Genomic DNA, 14,967 nt, shown 5'->3' on the forward strand with positions numbered 1-14,967 from the left:
GACGGTAATCGCGGGCAGTTTTAGAGCGTTTTGACGCGCAGCTCGCGGGGCATGGAGAAGGTGATGTTCTCCGGGCGGCCGTCGAGTTCGACCACCTCGCCGGCGCCCCAGGCGTGCAACTGGTCGATGACGCCGCGCACCAGGACTTCAGGCGCCGAGGCGCCGGCGGTGACGCCGATGCGCTGCACGCCGTCGAGCCATTCGCGCTTGAGGTCTTCGGCGCCGTCGATCAGGTAGGCCGGCGTGCCCATGCGCTCGGAAAGCTCGCGCAGGCGGTTGGAGTTGGAGCTGTTCGGACTGCCCACCACCAGCACCAGGTCGCTGTCGCCGGCGAGGGTCTTCACCGCGTCCTGGCGGTTCTGCGTGGCGTAGCAGATGTCGTTCTTGCGCGGCCCGGCGATGTTCGGGAACTTGGCGCGCAGGGCGTCGATGACCTTGCGCGTGTCGTCCATCGACAGAGTGGTCTGGGAGACGTAGAACAGCGCGTCGGGGTTGCGCACTTCCAGCGCGGCGACGTCCGCCTCGTCCTCGACCAGGTAGATCGCGCCGCCGTTGCGCGCGTCGTACTGGCCCATGGTGCCTTCCACCTCGGGGTGCCCGTGGTGGCCGATGAGGATGCATTCCTGGCCGTCGCGGCTGTAGCGGGCGACTTCGATGTGCACCTTGGTGACCAGCGGGCAGGTCGCATCGAACACCTTCAGGCCGCGCCGATCGGCTTCCTGGCGCACTGCCTGGGACACGCCGTGGGCGCTGAAGATGACGATGACGTCGTCCGGCACCTGGTCCAGTTCCTCGACGAAGATGGCGCCACGGGCACGCAGGTCCTCGACGACGAACTTGTTGTGCACCACCTCGTGACGCACGTAGATCGGCGGACCGAAGACCTCCAGGGCGCGGTTGACGATCTCGATGGCGCGGTCGACGCCAGCGCAGAAGCCACGGGGATTGGCCAGTTGGATTTGCATGCAAGGACTCGCGGGATAGGCTTTGGGGCCAGTCTAACGGGGTTCGCCCGGCACCGCAGGCTAGCGGGCCGGACGGTGATCAGCTGTTGTCGACGTCGAGGATCTTCACCTCGAAGGTGAGCGTCTTGCTCGCCAGCGGGTGGTTGAAGTCGACGGTCACGCGCTGCTCGTCGAAGGCTTTGACGATGCCCGGCAGCTCGGTGTTGGCGGCGTCGTTGAAGATCACCAGCAGCCCTTCGGAGAGCTCCATGCCCTCGAACTGGCTGCGCGGCATGACCTGCACGTTGGCCGGGTTGTGCTGGCCGAAGCCCTGCTCCGGGGCGATTTCCAGGCTGCGCTCGTCGCCGGCCTTGAAGCCGTAGAGCGCCTGTTCGAAGCCCGGCAGCAGGTTGCCGTCGCCAACCTTGAAGGTCGCCGGCTGCTTGTCGAAGTTGCTGTCGACCACATCGCCGTTGTCCAGCTTGAGGGCGAAGTGCAGGGTCACTCGGCTGATGGGGCCGATGCGTTGTTCAGCCATGCGCGGCCTCCTTCGGCTGCTTGCCGATGAACATGTCCAGTGCCAGCATCACGGCGCCGACGGTGATGGCGCTGTCCGCCAGGTTGAAGGCCGGGAAGAACCAGCGCTCCTGCCAGTGCACCAGCACGAAGTCGATCACGTGGCCGAGCAGCATGCGGTCGATCAGATTGCCCAGAGCGCCGCCGAGAACCAGCGCCAGGGCGATCGCCAGCCAGGTCTCGTGGGCCTTCAGGCGCTTCATCCAGACCACCAGGGTGATGCTCACGCCGACCGCGATCAGCGCGAACAGCCAGCGCTGCCAGCCGGACTCGTCAGCGAGGAAGCTGAACGCCGCGCCGGTGTTGTAGGCCAGGGTCCAGTCGAAGTAACCGGGAATCACCGTGATGCGCTGGTACAGCGAGAGGTTGCCCTCGAACCAGAACTTGCTGGCCTGGTCGAGGACGAACACGACGAGCGTGAGCCAGAGCCAGGCGAGCTTGCCGAATCGGGAGGTCATGCGGGTCTCCAAACGACGGATGAGGCGCCGCCGGCTGGCGGCGCCCGATGGGTCAGGCGAACTGGCGCTTCTCGCCTTCGCCGTAGACGTTGCTCACGCAGCGACCGCAGATTTCCGGATGCTCCGGATCGACGCCGACGTCCTCGCGCAGGTGCCAGCAACGCGCGCACTTGGCATGCGCTGACTTGCGCACCAGCAGCTTGAGGCCAGGGCGCTCGCTCTGCACGGCGTCTGCCGGTGCCTCGCCTTCGGCGTGCACCTCGGCCTTGGAGCTGATCAGCACGAAGCGCAGCTCGTCGCCCAGCTTGCCGAGCTTCTCGGCCAGAGCGCTGTCGGCGTAGAGATCAATCTCCGCCTGCAGGTTGCCACCGATGGTCTTGGCCGCGCGCAGGTTCTCCAGTTCCTTGTTCACCGCCACCTTGGCTTCCATCACCTGGGCCCAGAATTCGCGACCCAGCTCGAAGTCCGCCGGCAGCTCGCTGAGGCCCTGGTACCAGGTCTCGAGCATCACCGACTCGCCGTGCTCGCCGGGCAGGTACTGCCACAGCTCGTCGGCGGTGAAGGCCAGGATCGGTGCGACCCAGCGCACCAGCGCCTCGCTGATGTGGTACAGCGCGCTCTGGCAGGAGCGCCGCGCCACGCTGTCGGCGGCGGTGGTGTACTGGCGGTCCTTGATGATGTCCAGGTAGAAGCCGCCCAGCTCCTGCACGCAGAAGTTGTGCACCTTCTGGTAGACGTTGAGGAAGCGGTATTCGGTGTAGGCCTGCTCGATCTCGCGCTGCAGCAGCAGGGCGCGGTCCACCACCCAGCGATCCAGGGCCAGCATGTCCTCGGCAGGCAGCAGGTGCTGCGCCGGCTCGAAGCCATTCAGGTTGGCCAGCATGAAGCGCGCGGTGTTGCGGATACGGCGGTAGGCATCGGCGCTGCGCTGGAGGATCTGGTCGGAGACCGCCATCTCGCCGGAGTAGTCGGTGGAGGCGACCCACAGGCGCATGATGTCGGCGCCCAAGGTGTCGTTGACCTTCTGCGGGGCGACGGTGTTGCCCAGCGACTTGGACATCTTGCGGCCGTTCTCGTCCACGGTGAAACCGTGGGTCAGCAGCGCCTTGTAGGGTGCGTGACCGTCGATCGCGGCGCCGGTCAGCAACGACGAGTGGAACCAGCCGCGGTGCTGGTCGGAGCCTTCCAGGTAGAGGTCGGCGGCCGGGCCGTCGGCGTGCGCCAGCTCGGCGTGGGAGCCGCGCAGCACGTGCCAGTGGGTGGTGCCGGAGTCGAACCAGACGTCGAGGGTGTCGACGATCTTCTCGTACTGCGCGGCCTCGTCACCGAGCAGCTCGGCGGCGTCCAGCTTGAACCAGGCCTCGATGCCTTCCTGCTCGACGCGCTGCGCCACCTGCTCCATCAGTTCGACGGTGCGCGGGTGCAGCTCGCCGCTTTCGCGGTGCAGGAAGAACGGGATCGGCACGCCCCAGTTGCGCTGGCGCGAGATGCACCAGTCCGGGCGCCCGGCGATCATGCCATGCAGGCGCGCCTGGCCCCAGGCCGGGACGAACTGAGTGTCGTCCACGCCCTTCAGCGCCCGCTCGCGCAGGGTCGGGCCTTCATGGGGCTGAGTGCCGTCCGCGGCCCGATCCATACCAACGAACCACTGTGCGGTGGCGCGGTAGATCAGCGGGGTCTTGTGCCGCCAGCAGTGCATGTAGCTGTGCGAGATGGAAGCGTGCTTGAGCAGCGCGCCGACTTCGTCGAGCTTGGCGACGATGGCCGGGTTGGCCTTCCAGATGAACTGGCCGCCGAAGAACGGCAGCGAGTCGACGTAGACGCCGTTGCTCTGCACGGGGCTCAAGATGTCGTCGTTGCTCATCCCGTAGCGCTTGCAGCTGTAGAAGTCGTCCTCGCCGTAGGCCGGTGCGGAGTGCACCACGCCGGTACCGGCGCCCAACTCGACGTAGTCGGCCAGGTACATCGGCGACAGGCGGTCGTAGAACGGGTGGCGGAAGTTGATCAGCTCCAGCGCCTGGCCCTGGCAGGTGGCGAGGGTTTCGCCCTGCAGGCCGTAGCGCGCCAGGCAGGATTCGACCAGCTCCTCGGCCAGCACCAGCAGGCGCTCGCCGGTGTCGACCAGCGCGTAGGTGAATTCCGGGTGCACGTTGAGCGCCTGGTTGGCCGGGATGGTCCAGGGCGTGGTGGTCCAGATGACGATGGCGGTGGGCTTGGGCAGTGCGTCCAGGCCGAAGGCGGCGGCCAGCTTGTCGGCGTCCTCGACGGCGAAGGCGACGTCGATGGCGTCGGACTTCTTGTCCTGGTATTCCACCTCGGCCTCGGCCAGCGCCGAGCCGCAGTCGAAGCACCAGTTCACCGGTTTCAGACCCTTGAACACGAAGCCCTGTTCGACCATCTTGCCCAGTGCGCGGATTTCCCCGGCTTCGTTGGCGAAGTTCATGGTCTTGTAGGGGTTGTCCCAGTCACCCAGCACGCCCAGGCGGATGAAGTCGGCCTTCTGCAGCTCGATCTGCTCGGCGGCGTAGGCGCGGCACAGTTCACGCACCTTGTCGGCCGGCAGGTTCTTGCCGTGGGTGGTCTCGACCTTGTGCTCGATGGGCAGGCCGTGGCAGTCCCAGCCCGGCACGTAGGGGGCATCGAAACCGGCCAGGGTGCGCGAGCGGACGATCATGTCCTTGAGGATCTTGTTCACCGCGTGGCCGATGTGGATCACGCCGTTGGCGTAGGGCGGGCCATCATGCAGAACGAAGCGGGGACGACCCTCACCGACCTTGCGCAGCTTGCCGTAGAGGTCGATGTCCTTCCAGCGCTGCAGGGTCTGCGGTTCGCGCTGGGGCAGCCCGGCCTTCATCGGGAATGCCGTGTCCGGCAGGTTGAGGGTCGCTTTGTAGTCGGTCATGTCATCGCCTGTTCAAGTTCGTCGCGGCGCCCGCAGCGGCGCCCAGCATCGCATTCATCACGCAGGCCCGGCCTGCGCGTCTTGTTCGTTCATTCAGTCCAGCGGCTGACCCAGCCAGTACGCCTTCGCCGCATCGATATCGGCGGCAATCGCGACCTGCAGCTCGGCCAGCGAGGCGAAACGTCGCTCGTCACGCAGCTTGCGGTGGAAGGTGACCGTCAGCCGGGCACCGTAGAGGTCACCGGAAAACGCCAGCAGGTGCACCTCCAGGTGCGCGCGTCCGTCGCCCTGCAGCGTGGGGCGCATGCCGATGTTGGCCACCCCGGTGTGCCGCTGCCCTTCATGCAGCACGCTGACCAGGTAGACCCCGGCGAGCGGCACGCGGCTGCGCTTGAGCTGCACGTTGGCGGTCGGCGCGCCGAGCTGGCGACCGAGCTTCTGCCCATGCAGCACGCGCCCGGCGATGCTGTAGTGGCGACCGAGCAGGCGTTCGGCCAGGCGAAAATCGCCTTCGGCCAGCGCCCGTCGTACCCGCGTACTGCTGACCCGTTCGCCATCCACCTCGACGGTGCCGGCGGCCTCGACGCTGAAGCCGGCCTGCTCGCCGGCGCGCACCAGGAAGGCGAAGTCGCCGGCACGATCACAGCCGAAGCGGAAGTCGTCGCCGACCTCCAGATGGCGAATGCCCAGCCCGTCGATCAGCGCCTGCTGCACGAAGGCCTCGGCGCTGAGCTCGCGCAGGCGGCGGTTGAACGCCAGGCACAACACCAGGTCGACGCCGGCCTCGGCGAACAGCTCGAGCTTGTCACGCAGACGGGTCAGCCGTGCCGGCGCATTGCCCGGGGTGAAGAATTCACGGGGTTGCGGCTCGAAAATCACCACGCACGCCGGTACGCCCAGCTCCCCGGCGCGCTCGCGCAGGCGTTTGAGAATCGCCTGGTGGCCCCGGTGGACGCCGTCGAAATTGCCGATGGTGGCGACGCACCCCCGATGCCGGGGACGCAGGTTGTGTAGACCTCGAACCAGCTGCATGACACGCATCTTGCTTACAAAGTGGCCGATTATACGCACAGGCGTGGCCCCGTGCCTCCCCTTATCCGGCTCAGCCGATTGCACGTCGAGCGAACTGCCGCGGACGCATGCCAAGGGCCGCGAGCACCGCGAAATAGCCCGAGGCGCCGACCACCACCAACAGCATCAGGCGCGCCAGGCGCCAGTGCATCGCGCCCTGCTCCCAGGGCGGCATGACGTGCATGCAGCCGAGCAGCAGCGCGGCCATCGCCAGCACGCCGAGAATCACGCGCAGGAGGAAGCCGGACCATCCCGGCTGCGGCTCGAACAGCCGCTGGCGGCGAATCTGCCAGAACAGCAGCGCGGCGTTCAGGCAGGCCGCCAGGCCGATCGACAGCGCCAGCCCGGCATGCTGCAGCGGACCGATGAAGGCGAGGTTCATCAACTGCGTCGCCAGCAGGGTAACCAGCGCGATGCGCACCGGGGTGCGGATGTTCTGCCGTGCGTAGAAGCCGGGCGCGAGGATCTTCACCAGGATCAGACCGAGCAGGCCGGCGGCGTAGGCGATCAGCGCGCGCTGGGTCATCGCCGCGTCCAGCGCGGTGAATTCGCCGTACTGGAACAGCGCCACGGTGAGCGGCTCGGCGAGCACCGCCAGAGCCACGGCGCAGGGCAGCGCCAGCAGCACGCAGAGGCGCAGGCCCCAGTCGAGCAGCCGCGAATACTCGGCGCGGTCGTCGCTGGCGTAGGTCTTCGCAAGCGCCGGTAGGAGGATGGTCCCCAGCGCCACGCCGAGCACCCCGGTGGGCAGCTCCATCAGGCGGTCGGCGTAGTACATCCAGGACACCGATCCAGCCTGCAGGAACGAGGCGAACACGGTGTTGATGATCAGCGACACCTGCGCCACGGACACCCCGAGGATCGCCGGCCCCATCAGCTTGAGCACGCGCCAGACACCGCTGTGGCGCAGGTTCAGGCGCGGCAGCACGAGCATGCCGATCTTCTTCAGGTGCGGCAGCTGCCAGAGCAGTTGCAACACGCCGCCGACCAGCACCGCCCAGCCCAGCGCCAGCACCGGCGGATCGAAGTGCGGCGCGGCGAGCAGCGCGAAGCCGATCATCGCGACGTTGAGCAGGGTCGGCACGAACGCTGGCACCGAGAAGCGGTTCCAGGTGTTGAGCACCGCGCCGGCCAGCGACGACAGCGAGATCAGCAGGATGTACGGGAAGGTGATGCGCAGCAGATGGCTGGTGAGCGCGAAGCGCTGCGGCTCGTCGGCGAATCCCGGCGCACTGATCCACACCACCAGCGGCGCGGCGAGCATGCCCAGCGCGGTAACCAGCGCCAACGCCAGGGTCAGCAGGCCGGCCACGTAGGCCAGGAAGGTGCGCGTGGCCTCCTCGCCCTGCTGGGTCTTGTACTCGGCGAGGATCGGCACGAAGGCCTGGGAGAAGGCCCCCTCGGCGAAGATCCGGCGCAACAGGTTGGGCAGCTTGAAGGCGACGAAGAAGGCGTCGGTGGCGATGCCAGCGCCGAAGATGCGTGCGATGATGGTGTCGCGCACGAAGCCCAGCACCCGAGACAACAACGTCAGGGAGCTGACCGCGGCCAGTGACTTGAGCAGATTCATGGATATCCTGGTTGCCTGTGCGCCCGGGCGGCGAGTGTAGAGCCTGCGCCACGGATTCGCACCTACGCACGTTCGTCCGGCCATCGCTTCGATCACCGGACGGGTGCTTGACAAGCCATCCAGGCATCGGCATGATTCGCGGCCTTATTTGTAAGCCAACCCCCGATTTCGAGGAGTTCGAAAGTGGCCAACAGCCCTTCCGCCAAAAAACGCGCAAAACAGGCTGAGAAGCGTCGCAGCCACAACGCCAGCCTCCGTTCCATGGTCCGTACCTACATCAAGAACGTAGTCAAGGCCATCGACGCCAAAGATCTGGAGAAAGCCCAGGCTGCCTACACCGCAGCGGTCCCGGTCATCGACCGTATGGCCGACAAGGGCATCATCCACAAGAACAAGGCTGCTCGTCACAAGAGCCGCCTGAACGCGCACATCAAGGCCATGGCAATCCCCGCCGCTGCCTGATAAGCACGTTCGAATGAAAAGACCGGCCAATGGCCGGTTTTTTCATGCCCGCGAGAAAGTGCCGGCAAAAGAGGCGGATGCCTCCCTCGCCGAACAGCACTCAGACCATGATCAGGTTGTCGCGATGGATCAGCTCGGGCTCGTACTCGTAGCCGAGCATGCCGGCGATATCCTCACTGGGATGGCCCGCGATGCGCTGCGCTTCGGCTGCGCTGTAGTTGGCCAGGCCATGCGCCACCTCACGCCCTGCGGTATCGACGCAGACCACCATCTCGCCACGTCGGAAGGCGCCCTGCACGGAGCGCACACCCACCGCCAGCAGACTCTTGTGCCCCTGGCGTAGCGCGCGCACGGCGCCGTCGTCGAGCACCAGGGTACCGCGCATCTGCAGGTGCCCGGCGAGCCACTGCTTGCGCGCCGCCAGCACTTCGCGCTCAGGCGCCAGCAGGGTCCCGATCGCCTCGCCGGCGTGCAGGCGATCCAGCACCCGCTCGATACGCCCACCGGCAATCACCGTATGCGCCCCCGAACGCGCCGCCAGACGCGCGGCGCGCAGTTTGGTCTGCATGCCGCCGCGCCCGAGCACGCCGCCGCTGCTGCCAGCGACGGCATCCAGCGCCGGATCGTCGGCACGCGCCTCGCTGATCAGTTGGGCACCGGGGTTATTGCGCGGATCGGCATCGAACATACCGTCGCGATCGGTGAGGATGACCAGCAGATCCGCCTCGACCAGGTTGGCGACCAGCGCCGCCAGGGTGTCGTTGTCACCGAAGCGGATTTCATCGGTGACCACGGTGTCGTTCTCGTTGATCACCGGCACCACCTGCATGTCGAGCAGGGTACGCAGGGCGCTGCGGGCATTCAGGTAGCGCTTGCGGTCGGACAGGTCGTCGTGGGTTAGCAACACCTGGGCAGTCTGCCGGCCCAGCTCGCCGAAGGCGCTTTCCCAGGCACGGATCAGGCTCATCTGGCCGACCGCGGCGGCGGCCTGCAACTCGTGCATAGCGCTTGGTCGCCGCTCCCAGCCGAGGCGCTTCATACCGGCGGCCACGGCGCCGGAGGACACCACCACCAGTTCGACGCCCGCACGACGCAGCGCCTCCATCTGCTCGATCCACACCGCCATGGCCTGGCGGTCCAGTCCGCGGCCATCGGCCGTCAGCAGCGCACTACCGATCTTCACCACCCAGCGTTGCGCACCACTCACCTTGTCACGCATTTCTCGCCTTCCGTAAAACCCGCCAGGCGCGCCGGACGGCGCGCCATCCGTCACCGCACGTAGATGATTTCCGGCCCGTCGCCGTCATCCTCGTCGTCGTCATCCCAGTCGTCTTCCTCGACCGCATCGGCGCTCTTCAGGCCGGCACGACGCAGCGCGCGCTGGTCATCCATCGCCTGCAGACGGGCGCGCGCCTCGTCCTCGATGCGCTGATCGAGCTCCGCCAGCTCCTCGGCATACTCCGGCTCCTCGGCGATACGCAGGTTGCGCTCGTCCAGGTAGCGCATGATCTCCTGGGACAAGGCCTCGGTACCTTCGCGCTCCAGCGCGGAGATGACGAACACCGGGCCTTTCCAGTCGAGCCGCTCGACCACCTGGCGCAGGCGCTCCTCGCGCTCGTCGTCGAGCAACTGGTCGGCCTTGTTCAGCACCAGCCAACGCTCGCGTTCGAGCAGCGCCGGGCTGAATCTCTCCAGCTCGGTGAGAATGGTTTCGGCCGCATCGGCCGGGTCGCTCTCGTCCAGCGGCGCCATGTCCACCAGGTGCAACAGCAGGCGCGTGCGTGACAGGTGCTTGAGGAAGCGGATACCGAGGCCGGCACCGTCCGCCGCGCCTTCGATCAGCCCCGGAATGTCGGCGACCACGAAGCTCTTGTAGCGCCCGACACTCACCACCCCCAGGTTCGGCACCAGGGTGGTGAAGGGATAATCGGCGACCTTCGGCTTGGCCGCGGACACCGAACGAATGAAGGTGCTCTTGCCGGCATTCGGCAGCCCCAGCAGACCGACGTCCGCCAGCACCTTGAGCTCCAGCTTGAGATCGCGAGCCTCGCCCGGCTTGCCCGGTGTGGACTGTCGCGGCGCACGGTTGGTACTGGACTTGAAGCGGGTGTTGCCCAGCCCGTGCCAGCCGCCCTGGGCGACCAGCAGGCGCTGCCCGGCCTTGGTCAGGTCACCGATGATCTCCTGGGTGCCGGCATCGATCACCGTGGTACCCACCGGCACCGGCAGGACCATGTCCTCGCCTTTGCGGCCGGTGCAGTCCTTGCTACCGCCGTTCTGCCCACGCTGCGCGTCGAAGCGCCGGGTATAGCGGTAGTCGACCAGGGTATTGAGGTTTTCGTCGGCCTCCATGTAAACGGAGCCGCCGTCGCCGCCATCGCCACCGTTGGGGCCACCGAACTCGATGAACTTCTCGCGCCGGAAGCTCACCAGACCGTTGCCGCCGTCGCCGGCCTTGACGAATATCGATACTTCATCGACGAATTTCATGAAACGCCTCCCGCCCTTGGGCGGGCTGGTTGATGCATTGGAACGGGCCGGCAAAACCGACCGCTTTCATAGGATACAGAAACGAAAAAGCCCCGTCGCACGGACGGGGCTCTTTCACGCGAGGGTCAGGCTCAGGCGGCCACGACACTCACGTAGCGACGGCCGAAGGCGCCCTTCACTTCGAACTTGACCACGCCATCCACTTTCGCGAACAGGGTGTGGTCTTTGCCGATGCCCACGCCGAAACCGGGGTGGAACTGGGTGCCGCGCTGACGCACGATGATGTTGCCGGCCTTGATGACCTGGCCGCCGTACAGTTTCACGCCAAGGCGTTTACTTTCTGAGTCGCGACCGTTGCGGGTAGAACCGCCAGCTTTTTTGTGTGCCATGAGTCAAATCCTCCTAGAAGATCAGGCCTGGATGCCGGTGATCTTGATTTCGGTGAACCACTGACGGTGGCCCTGGCGCTTCATGTGGTGCTTACGACGACGGAACTTGATGATGCGAACCTTGTCGTGGCGACCCTGGGAAACCACTTCGGCGACGACGGTGGCGCCGTCGACCACCGGTGCGCCGATGGTGACGTCATCACCGTTGGCAACCAGCAGAACGCGGTCGAAAGTCACGGATTCGCCAGTGGCGACTTCCAGCTTCTCGACCTTGAGGAATTCACCTTCAGCGACTTTGTACTGCTTGCCGCCGGTAACGATAACTGCGTACATGGATGTTCTCCGTTAAACCTGCTCACCCGGTGCTTTGTCGGAATAAGAATCGACCGGCATGGCTGCCCGGCACCGAAGTAGCGCCTGGGCAATTGCGTAGGCAGGGAAATACCCTGAGGAAGTTCGGGGTGCGCGATTCTACGCAAGCCCGCCGTGCCGCGCAAGCGCCGCCCGGCGCTGCCTTGACAGCCTCCCGAGCGCCACCTAGCATGCCGCGCAACTCACAGGAGCCCCCAGACCGATGCAACCCCAGGCTTTCCATCGCGTGGTTGCGGACGATTTCGCCGCCGTCGACGGCATCATCCGCGAACAGCTGTCTTCCCGCGTCCCGCTGGTGGAAAAGATCGGTGATTACATCGTCTCCGCCGGCGGCAAGCGCCTCCGCCCCCTGCTCGTGCTGCTGGTCGGCAAGGCCCTCCAGCGCAATGACCGCGATCTGCAACTGCTGGCCGCGACCATCGAGTTCCTGCACACCTCCACGCTGCTGCACGACGACGTGGTCGACATGTCCGGCATGCGCCGCGGTCGTTCCACGGCCAACGCCCTGTGGGGCAACGCCCCGAGCGTGCTGGTTGGCGACTTCCTCTACGCGCGCTCCTTCGAAATGATGGTCAAGCTCGGTTCGATGGAGGTGATGCGCATCATCGCCAACGCGACCCGCGTCATCGCCGAGGGCGAGGTACTGCAATTGTCGCGGGTACGCGACGCCAGCACCACCGAAGCCATCTATATGGAAGTCATACGCGGCAAGACCGCGATGCTCTTCGAAGCGTCCACCCACAGCGCCGCGGTACTCGCCGGCGCCACGCCCGAGCGCTGCGAGGCGCTGCGCCAGTTCGGCGACCAGTTGGGCATCGCGTTCCAGTTGGTGGACGACCTGCTGGACTACCAGGGCGATTCCGAGACGCTGGGCAAGAACGTCGGCGACGACCTTGCCGAAGGCAAGCCGACCCTGCCGCTGATCTACGCCATGCGCGAGGGCACGCCCGAGCAGGCCAGCCTGGTGCGCAAGGCGATCCAGAAAGGCGGCCTCGACGACCTCGAGCAGATCCGCCAGGCGGTTCAGGACAGCGGCGCACTGGCCTACACCGCACGTCTGGCACGCGAACACGCCGAACGCGCGGTCGACCTGCTGCAGGAACTACCGCCGAGTGAATACCGTGAGGCGCTGATCGAACTCACCCGCTTCGCCGTGGCCCGCACCTACTGACGCGATCAATCGCGGCGATAGGCAAAGACGAATTCCTCAAGGCGATCGATCGGGCAAAACTATGCCCATCGATCGTCCACCGAGGAATTTCGCCATGCAAACCCTGCTTCGCCTGTTTCGCAACGCCCCCAGTCCCGCCGCCCCCTCCGACGCCAGCGAAGAGCATCCCAACTTCTGGATGTACTAGGGCCTGATTGCGACCTTCAGCACACCGTCACGCTGGTGAGCGAAGAGGTCGTATGCGGAAACGATGGTGTCGAGCGAATAGCGGTGCGTCACCAGTGCGCCGAAATCGGCGCGATTCGACTCGATGACGCTCATCAGCCGGCGCATGCGCTCCTTCCCGCCGGGACACAAGGCGGTGTTGATCTTGTGATCGCCCAACCCCGCGGCGAAGGCCGAGAGCGGGATCTGCAAGTCACTGGAATACACCCCCAGGCTCGAAAGCGTACCGCCCGGCTTGAGTACCTTCATGGCTTGCTCGAAGGTGCTGGGCAGCCCCAGGCATTCGATGGACGAGTCGGCGCCCCGCCCGCCCGTGAGCTTCATGACCTCGTCCACCACGTCGCATTTCGTGAAGTCCAAGGTGATGTCGGCGCCCATGCCCTTCGAGATACCCAGGCGGTGTTCGTTGCCGTCCACCGCGATGATCGTCGAAGCGCCCAGCAGCCTCGCGCCAGCGGTCGCGCACAAGCCGATCGGGCCTTGGGCGAAGATGACCACCGTGTCGCCGATGCGAATGTTCGCGTTTTCCGCGCCCTTGAAGCCCGTCGACATGATGTCGGGACACATCAGCACCTGCTCGTCGGTCAGGCTGTCCGGAATGGGCGCCAGGTTGCCCTCAGCGTCCGGCACGAGCACGTATTCGGCCTGAGTTCCATCGATGAGGTTGCCGAAGCGCCAGCCCGCGGTAGCCTTGTAACCGTGGCAGGCACAACGCCCCTGCTCGACCAGATAGCTGCCGTCCTGCGAGGCGACGCCATCCTGCGCCGCGTAGGAGTTGAAGTTCGGGCAGATGGCGCCGGCGATAACGCGCTGGCCCTCCCGGTAGCCCTTGACGGCGCTCCCGAGCTTCTCGATGACCCCGACAGGCTCGTGGCCGACGGTCAGGCCTTTCGCCACGGGATATTCGCCCTTGAGGATGTGTACATCGGTCCCGCAGATGGTCGTCGTGGTGATCCGCACCAGCGCGTCGTTCGGCCCCACTTCGGGGATCGGTTTGTCCGCCAGTTCGATTCGACCGGGTTCCACGAAAATCGCCGCTTTCATCATCGCCATCATTCACTCTCCTTGGGTGGGAGCAACATTGAGGTCGCATACCATCGATCCAGTGTCCGCAGACCGGGCGCTGTCCCGTTGATGCATATCAGCGAAACATTTCACATCCGCGACGCTGCCGGACCAACGGTGCCAATCACTGGACGCAAGGGAGTCCGGCGCTGACTCACGCCTGGTTAGCGAGTATTGGCCTCATCGACAGGATGCAAAAGCCTGCCACCCGTCACGCGAAATGGATCACGATTTCGCGAGCGGTCCTTGCCAAAATATAAATAAGAATTATTCTCATCTCATTCACTTACAAGGAGATGAGCCATGACCTATCTGATCGACGCCTGGCTGGAGCGCCCACACCCCTATCTGCGCATCCTCGACCGCGAGAATGGCAAGGTCTGCGCGGTTCTCGAGGAAGAAGCCATCGAGGAACTGCGTGAACAGGGCGAGCTGGACCTCGCCGGCCTCAACTCCACCGAACCGGCGGTGCTCAAGGAGCTGGTGCGCAATCTCTTCCTATTCTGCTACGCCCGCGCCCTGCGCCCCGCGGAGGCCTTGCACTGATACCGGCGCACCGTTGAAAAGACAAAAAGAAGGAGCGCCTTGGCGCCCCTTCCCTTTGCCGTTCGCTGCACTCAGAGCACGTCGAGCAATTCCACCTCGAACACCAGCACGCTGTGCGGCGGGATGCTGCCGACGGACTGGCCGCCATAGGCCAGCTCGCTCGGCACGTGCAGGCGCCACTTGCTGCCGGCATTCATCAATTGCAGGGCTTCGACCCAGCCAGCGATGACGCCACCCACCGGGAATTCGGCCGGCTCGCCACGCTGGTAGGAGCTGTCGAACACAGCGCCGTCCACCAGGGTGCCGTGGTAATGCACGCGCACCTGGTCGTCACGGGACGGAATACGCCCTTCGCCCGCCTGCAGCACTTCGTATTGCAGGCCGGAGGGGAGCTCGGTGACGCCCTCACGGGCTGCGTTGCGCTGCAGGTACTCACGGCCGACTTCGGCGGCAGCCTCTGCACGCGCCTGCGCCTCGGCCTGCATGCGCTCGCGAATCACCTTGAAGCTGGCCGACAGGGCCTGCCCATCGACACGGCTGGGTTCGCCGGCGAAAGCGTCACGCAGACCTGCGAGCACCGCGTCCAGGCTGACACCCGGCGGCGGGTTGTCGCGCAGTTGGTCGCCCAGCTGGCGGCCGATGCCATAGCTGACACGGGTTTCGTCGGTGGAAAGGTCGAGTTCGGACATGCGCGCTCCGGGAGGCTGAGATTCAAAGGCCGGCTAG

15 protein-coding genes are annotated in these 14,967 nt (G+C 65.8%); 3 read left to right on the forward strand and 12 right to left on the reverse strand.

Translation table 11 applies throughout. The features are described 5' to 3' along the window. Positions 1-20 precede the first annotated feature (20 nt). The 6 genes from ispH to murJ all read right to left on the reverse strand — a co-directional run bounded on the left by ispH (position 21) and on the right by murJ (position 7,521). A complete protein-coding gene (gene ispH, locus ACYRGX_RS21915; protein ID WP_473054524.1) occupies positions 21-965 on the reverse strand; it encodes a 4-hydroxy-3-methylbut-2-enyl diphosphate reductase in 945 nt (314 codons plus the stop codon). A gap of 79 nt (positions 966-1,044) precedes the next feature. Beyond that, a complete protein-coding gene (locus tag ACYRGX_RS21920; protein WP_473054525.1) occupies positions 1,045-1,482 on the reverse strand; it encodes an FKBP-type peptidyl-prolyl cis-trans isomerase in 438 nt (145 codons plus the stop codon). Then, entirely contained in the window at positions 1,475-1,978 is a 504-nt protein-coding gene (gene lspA / locus ACYRGX_RS21925) for a signal peptidase II (RefSeq protein ID WP_473054526.1), read from the reverse strand. Before lspA ends, ACYRGX_RS21920 begins: the two co-directional genes overlap by 8 nt. Before the next feature lie 52 nt (positions 1,979-2,030). Then, positions 2,031-4,880, reverse strand: coding sequence for an isoleucine--tRNA ligase (gene ileS / locus ACYRGX_RS21930; RefSeq protein WP_473054527.1), 2,850 nt, complete (start codon positions 4,878-4,880; stop codon positions 2,031-2,033). A 93-nt stretch (positions 4,881-4,973) separates the two neighbouring features. Continuing rightward, entirely contained in the window at positions 4,974-5,912 is a 939-nt protein-coding gene (gene ribF / locus ACYRGX_RS21935) for a bifunctional riboflavin kinase/FAD synthetase (RefSeq protein WP_473054528.1), read from the reverse strand. A 70-nt stretch (positions 5,913-5,982) separates the two neighbouring features. After that, complete coding sequence (gene murJ, locus ACYRGX_RS21940) at positions 5,983-7,521, reverse strand: murein biosynthesis integral membrane protein MurJ (RefSeq protein ID WP_473054529.1); 1,539 nt, start codon at positions 7,519-7,521, stop codon at positions 5,983-5,985. 183 nt (positions 7,522-7,704) lie between these two features. On the opposite strand from murJ, the gene rpsT reads away from it, so the two are divergent. Further along, entirely contained in the window at positions 7,705-7,983 is a 279-nt protein-coding gene (gene rpsT, locus ACYRGX_RS21945) for a 30S ribosomal protein S20 (RefSeq protein ID WP_473054530.1), read from the forward strand. 100 nt (positions 7,984-8,083) lie between these two features. Here the strand turns inward: rpsT and proB are convergent, their stop codons facing one another. The 4 genes from proB to rplU form a co-directional block, all read right to left on the reverse strand. Next, positions 8,084-9,202: a glutamate 5-kinase gene (proB, locus tag ACYRGX_RS21950; protein ID WP_473054531.1), complete on the reverse strand. Its 1,119-nt coding sequence runs from the start codon at positions 9,200-9,202 to the stop codon at positions 8,084-8,086. Positions 9,203-9,252: 50 nt separating this feature from the next. Next, positions 9,253-10,473 carry an Obg family GTPase CgtA gene (cgtA, locus tag ACYRGX_RS21955; RefSeq protein ID WP_473054532.1) on the reverse strand — a complete coding sequence of 407 codons (1,221 nt, stop codon included), beginning with the start codon at positions 10,471-10,473 and terminating at the stop codon, positions 9,253-9,255. A gap of 131 nt (positions 10,474-10,604) precedes the next feature. Next, the gene (gene rpmA, locus ACYRGX_RS21960; RefSeq protein ID WP_473054533.1) at positions 10,605-10,862 is read right to left on the reverse strand and encodes a 50S ribosomal protein L27; all 258 of its coding nucleotides are present in this window, start codon (positions 10,860-10,862) and stop codon (positions 10,605-10,607) included. 21 nt (positions 10,863-10,883) lie between these two features. Beyond that, on the reverse strand, positions 10,884-11,195 hold the full coding sequence (gene rplU, locus ACYRGX_RS21965) for a 50S ribosomal protein L21 (protein WP_473054534.1): 312 nt from the start codon (positions 11,193-11,195) through the stop codon (positions 10,884-10,886). 241 nt (positions 11,196-11,436) lie between these two features. Here rplU and ACYRGX_RS21970 point away from each other — a divergent pair, with 241 nt between their 5' ends. Then, the gene (locus ACYRGX_RS21970; protein ID WP_473054535.1) at positions 11,437-12,405 is read left to right on the forward strand and encodes a polyprenyl synthetase family protein; all 969 of its coding nucleotides are present in this window, start codon (positions 11,437-11,439) and stop codon (positions 12,403-12,405) included. A 183-nt stretch (positions 12,406-12,588) separates the two neighbouring features. On the opposite strand, the gene ACYRGX_RS21975 is transcribed toward ACYRGX_RS21970, so the two are convergent. Then, positions 12,589-13,686 carry an NAD(P)-dependent alcohol dehydrogenase gene (locus ACYRGX_RS21975; RefSeq protein WP_473054536.1) on the reverse strand — a complete coding sequence of 366 codons (1,098 nt, stop codon included), beginning with the start codon at positions 13,684-13,686 and terminating at the stop codon, positions 12,589-12,591. Positions 13,687-13,998: 312 nt separating this feature from the next. Here ACYRGX_RS21975 and ACYRGX_RS21980 point away from each other — a divergent pair, with 312 nt between their 5' ends. Further along, positions 13,999-14,241: a PA4570 family protein gene (locus ACYRGX_RS21980; protein ID WP_473054537.1), complete on the forward strand. Its 243-nt coding sequence runs from the start codon at positions 13,999-14,001 to the stop codon at positions 14,239-14,241. A 71-nt stretch (positions 14,242-14,312) separates the two neighbouring features. Here the strand turns inward: ACYRGX_RS21980 and ACYRGX_RS21985 are convergent, their stop codons facing one another. Then, on the reverse strand, positions 14,313-14,930 hold the full coding sequence (locus ACYRGX_RS21985; protein ID WP_473054538.1) for an FKBP-type peptidyl-prolyl cis-trans isomerase: 618 nt from the start codon (positions 14,928-14,930) through the stop codon (positions 14,313-14,315). Positions 14,931-14,967: the final 37 nt, after the last annotated feature.

This window comes from Pseudomonas sp. R4-15, from assembly GCF_055768815.1.

What these genes read in the sequence shown, in the direction of transcription:
- ACYRGX_RS21975 (WP_473054536.1), bottom strand. Translation starts at nt 13,686, where the DNA reads ATGATGGCGATGATGAAAGCGGCGATTTTCGTGGAACCCGGTCGAATC.
- ribF (WP_473054528.1), bottom strand. Translation starts at nt 5,912, where the DNA reads ATGCAGCTGGTTCGAGGTCTACACAACCTGCGTCCCCGGCATCGGGGG.
- proB (WP_473054531.1), bottom strand. Translation starts at nt 9,202, where the DNA reads ATGCGTGACAAGGTGAGTGGTGCGCAACGCTGGGTGGTGAAGATCGGT.
- ACYRGX_RS21985 (WP_473054538.1), bottom strand. Translation starts at nt 14,930, where the DNA reads ATGTCCGAACTCGACCTTTCCACCGACGAAACCCGTGTCAGCTATGGC.
- rplU (WP_473054534.1), bottom strand. Translation starts at nt 11,195, where the DNA reads ATGTACGCAGTTATCGTTACCGGCGGCAAGCAGTACAAAGTCGCTGAA.
- ACYRGX_RS21920 (WP_473054525.1), bottom strand. Translation starts at nt 1,482, where the DNA reads ATGGCTGAACAACGCATCGGCCCCATCAGCCGAGTGACCCTGCACTTC.
- cgtA (WP_473054532.1), bottom strand. Translation starts at nt 10,473, where the DNA reads ATGAAATTCGTCGATGAAGTATCGATATTCGTCAAGGCCGGCGACGGC.
- rpmA (WP_473054533.1), bottom strand. Translation starts at nt 10,862, where the DNA reads ATGGCACACAAAAAAGCTGGCGGTTCTACCCGCAACGGTCGCGACTCA.
- ispH (WP_473054524.1), bottom strand. Translation starts at nt 965, where the DNA reads ATGCAAATCCAACTGGCCAATCCCCGTGGCTTCTGCGCTGGCGTCGAC.
- ileS (WP_473054527.1), bottom strand. Translation starts at nt 4,880, where the DNA reads ATGACCGACTACAAAGCGACCCTCAACCTGCCGGACACGGCATTCCCG.
- ACYRGX_RS21980 (WP_473054537.1), top strand. Translation starts at nt 13,999, where the DNA reads ATGACCTATCTGATCGACGCCTGGCTGGAGCGCCCACACCCCTATCTG.
- murJ (WP_473054529.1), bottom strand. Translation starts at nt 7,521, where the DNA reads ATGAATCTGCTCAAGTCACTGGCCGCGGTCAGCTCCCTGACGTTGTTG.
- ACYRGX_RS21970 (WP_473054535.1), top strand. Translation starts at nt 11,437, where the DNA reads ATGCAACCCCAGGCTTTCCATCGCGTGGTTGCGGACGATTTCGCCGCC.
- lspA (WP_473054526.1), bottom strand. Translation starts at nt 1,978, where the DNA reads ATGACCTCCCGATTCGGCAAGCTCGCCTGGCTCTGGCTCACGCTCGTC.